This window comes from Psychrobacter piscatorii (genome assembly GCF_904846415.1).
Taxonomy (GTDB): Bacteria; Pseudomonadota; Gammaproteobacteria; order Pseudomonadales; family Moraxellaceae; genus Psychrobacter; species Psychrobacter piscatorii.
Window position 1 is genome coordinate 1 of sequence record NZ_CAJHAR010000071.1, and the last position, 3727, is coordinate 3727.

At 40.4% G+C, this 3727-nt stretch carries 4 protein-coding genes; all 4 read left to right on the plus strand.

Features of this window, described 5'->3' with window-relative positions; translation table 11 throughout:
• Positions 1-134 precede the first annotated feature (134 nt).
• Entirely contained in the window at positions 135-1049 is a 915-nt protein-coding gene (locus JMX83_RS14790; protein ID WP_201603337.1) for a serpin family protein, read from the plus strand.
• 11 nt (positions 1050-1060) lie between these two features.
• Complete coding sequence (locus JMX83_RS14795) at positions 1061-1576, plus strand: hypothetical protein (protein ID WP_068405430.1); 516 nt, start codon at positions 1061-1063, stop codon at positions 1574-1576.
• The gene (locus tag JMX83_RS14800) at positions 1573-2421 is read left to right on the plus strand and encodes a hypothetical protein (RefSeq protein WP_201508704.1); all 849 of its coding nucleotides are present in this window, start codon (positions 1573-1575) and stop codon (positions 2419-2421) included. The genes JMX83_RS14795 and JMX83_RS14800 overlap by 4 nt, the downstream gene beginning before the upstream one ends.
• 131 nt (positions 2422-2552) lie before the next feature.
• Positions 2553-3515 carry a tetratricopeptide repeat protein gene (locus JMX83_RS14805; protein ID WP_201603339.1) on the plus strand — a complete coding sequence of 321 codons (963 nt, stop codon included), beginning with the start codon at positions 2553-2555 and terminating at the stop codon, positions 3513-3515.
• Positions 3516-3727 lie beyond the last annotated feature (212 nt).

A 3727-nucleotide genomic window follows, 5' to 3' on the forward strand; every position in this document is an offset into this window, starting at 1 on the left:
TCTGCCACTTCTGCTACTTTGCGCTTATGATCAACGACTAAGCTGATAGCTTCTAATTTGAATTCTCGGGTATATTCTCTGCGGTTGCTAGTCATACTATGTTCCTTCTTTTGGGTTAGTATAACCTCTTAAGCGTGGTCCGATTTAATTATGCCACTACAAACAAACCTAGCCCAAACTATAAATTGAACACCATTAATGACTTATGGCTGCAACAGGGCCGTACTCCCAACCAAGCCTATATCGATACGGTAAAACGCTACTATGGTGGGCAGGTCAATACGCTTGATTTTAAAAACAACACCGAAACGTCTCGTCAAATGATTAATGAGAAGATAGCCAAACATACCAATCAGATGATTCCTGAACTGCTATCAAAAGAGAGTACCCAGCCAAGTACCTCGGCGATATTGACCAATGCGGTTTATTTTAAAGCGGATTGGAGCAGTCGTTTCTGGGTAAGTGGTGATATGCCTTTTCATTATTTCAATGGCACAAGCAGTGATGTAGATATGATGTTCCAGAATACTGAATTTAGGTATAGCGAAGATGAGCAAGTACAAGTCGTTGAGCTGCCTTATAAGGGAATTGAATTATCGATGCTAGTGGTTTTACCAAAGTCAAAGGAGCCGTTAGCCATGCAGACGCTCATCAAGAATTTATCGACGACACAAATCACCGATTGGACTAAACGTCTAAAGCAGCAAGATATTCTTCTGAATCTACCAAAGTTTAAGATAGATGAAGGCTACCCGATGAAGGCAGTGCTGACGGATATGGGCATGCCAAGCGCGTTTGGGAATCAAGCTGAGTTTGACGTGTTTACAGATAGCTCACCCATCGCTATTGACGATATTTATCATCAAGCAGTGATCGACGTTAATGAAATAGGAACAGAGGCGGCAGCAGCGACAGGTCCCGTTTTAGTGGACATATCTGGTTCTATGCATCCACCAGTCGCGTTTAAAGCCGATCACCCGTTTATGTTTATGATTAAAGACAATAAAACCGATGCGATATTGTTTTTGGGTCAGGTGAATAAGCCTTAAGAGAGCGAATAATGAAACCAAAATTTAAATGGTATATGGTGCCGATATTGTTGATATCCGTTATAGCCTGCGATCCTGTCATTGAAATGACGAATACTAATCATAATGCCCAAACTATTAAAGTGGAAGATGAGAGTGCTGCCAACAAACCTACTGAAAACGAAGCACCCACGCGCAAGCAGCAAACGGTGTATGTGACTGCCCTTGATGTTGATTCGGATATGGGTGATGCCGCTGCGGCTCATGGGGTATTGAACACAAAGAATGGCTGTTTATATATGGATGACCTCTTACTCGTTGTAAGTAGCCCACATATTACCTGGACTCAAGACCCTTTTACGATATCCGATATCAATGAATTTATTTTTGAAATTGGTGATACTGTTTTAGTAGGTGGCTCACAAGCTGACTATAAAAATATGGCTTCATTTGCCAGTGATTGGAAAAACCCACCTTTAGCGACTTGTAAAGCTGAAAAAATCTGGTTAATGAATGGTATTAACATACCTCGGGAAGATCTACTATGACAAAGCATAAAATGAATAAAACACTAGCTACGCTACTTATTACTAGTAGCTTGCTTAGTGGTTGTACATCGACAGAAGACAGCAGTATTGATATTGTCTCTAAAATTCCCAAGGAGGATAAAACGATAGAAGTTATTCCTATTTCTACCGTTGCTCAGGACAGCAAAGAGACCCAAGTTGCCCCTATGAGTAAAGCTCAAGCATTAGCCATAGATGCAAAGCATTATGCACGAGCATATGAGGTTAGCCATGTTGAAGCAATGCGCCGTATGCTTGTCATGAATGATGCCCAAGAGCAGATTGATGCTATCAAAAAAGAATTTTCTGATAGGTTGGACGATGCTGGATTCACTAATGAGCCAGAGTTTGCGCTCATCGTAAGCCTATTTGGTGATGGTGCGCCACCTGATCGCACCATATACCGTAATGCTGACAAATTAGAGAACAAACCTATTATATTGTCAGCAGCGGATAAAGAAATGAGGGCAGAAGGCTTTGCTATCACTCAAATGGATATCGATAATGCTGTATCTCTTATTGAAAAACCAACTGCCATTAAAGTTAAATTTATCGATAATTCTAAATCCAAACCACTCACTCAAGAACAAAAAGACAACTATGAAGCGCGATCTGAAGAATTACGTAAACGTATTCCAATGCTAGTAGGTATGGGTTATAAGGAAGATGAAGGGCTATTTGTTATAGACGTGCATGAGGATGATTCAAAAAAAGCAGGGTTCACACCAGAACAACTTAAAAAAATCGGTCAAGAAGTTATGAAATCACCAGTACGTATAAAATTTTACGATGGTTATGCTACTGAGGATGTAGCCCCTATAGAATAAAAAGGTAATGCTGTTATCATTTTTAGGGTATACCTAATAAGACTATCCAATAATATATTTGAGATCATCACGATAGGCATGTAAATGATAAATTGTAGTGTTATCTTGATTAACGAACAGGACGAACAGCTATGAAAAAAAGGCTAGCAACATTTTTACTGACTGGCATTCTGCTGACAGGGTGTCATAAAGCCATTGTTACTCAAATAAGTAGTTCTCAAAACGTAGTTTCAGCCGTAAAATCAGCTATTGAAAAAGAATTTGAAGACATTGCAGTACAAGCTAATCAAGGCGATGCTGAGGCTCAATATAGCCTTGCAGTAATGTATGACGAGGGCGAAGGTACACGCGAGGATAACGCTAAAGCCATTGAGTGGTATACAAAATCTGCCAACCAAGGATATGATCTTGCTCAATATAACCTTGCAATCATGTACGACGATGGCGAAGGGGTAGATGAGGATCACTCTAAAGCTATTGAATGGTTCACGAAATCTGCTAACCAAGGCTATGCTAAGGCCCAATACGAACTTGCTTGGGCTTACTACAATTACGATGGCACAGGTACAAGTGAAGACTACGATAAACATAAAGAGTGGAGCATAAAAGCTGTTAACCAAGGAATTGGACCAAGGAAATTCATTAATGGCGTACCGCATCGAAAGAGCGAACGTGTGCGTCAAAATGATGCCAAAGTCGTTGAGGCGTGGCAGAAATTAGCTAACCAAGGCGATGTTGAGGCTCAATTCAACATTGGTAACGCTTACTACGAGGGTAAAGGGGTACGTCAGGATTATCCTAAAGCTATCGAGTGGTATACAAAAGCCGCTGACCAAGGATATGTTTCTGCCCAATACCAACTTGGAACAATCTATAGCTATGGCGAAGGTGCTCCTCAGGATTATGCTAAAGCCGGTAAGTGGTATCTAAAAGCCGCCAATCAAGGAGATGCTAGATCTCAATATAACCTTGGTATGATGTACCTCAATGGCATAGGCGTACGTCAAAATACAGTTATAGCGAAAAAGTACTTTTCTAAGGCTTGTGACAATGGGTATCAATTGGGCTGTAAAAACTCAAATATATCAGACTAAGTATCTAGAAGCCTGTTTGATTCATAGTGTAGGAAACAAACAGATGGCTATGCGTCCAGTTTTTTAGGGCTTTCTTGATTATAAAGAGACCATCCCAGATTCTGTGTAACTGCCATTTAGATTAAATGCTTACTAATACGATCATCAAACATAATCATAAAGCGATTCAGAGCAGACGTCCAGTTACGAATAGGCATCGACCACTTTTTGGA

Bases quoted from the DNA above. Each gene is read 5' to 3' on its own strand.
- JMX83_RS14795 (WP_068405430.1), top strand. From the start codon at position 1,061: ATGAAACCAAAATTTAAATGGTATATGGTGCCGATATTGTTGATATCC.
- JMX83_RS14800 (WP_201508704.1), top strand. From the start codon at position 1,573: ATGACAAAGCATAAAATGAATAAAACACTAGCTACGCTACTTATTACT.
- JMX83_RS14805 (WP_201603339.1), top strand. From the start codon at position 2,553: ATGAAAAAAAGGCTAGCAACATTTTTACTGACTGGCATTCTGCTGACA.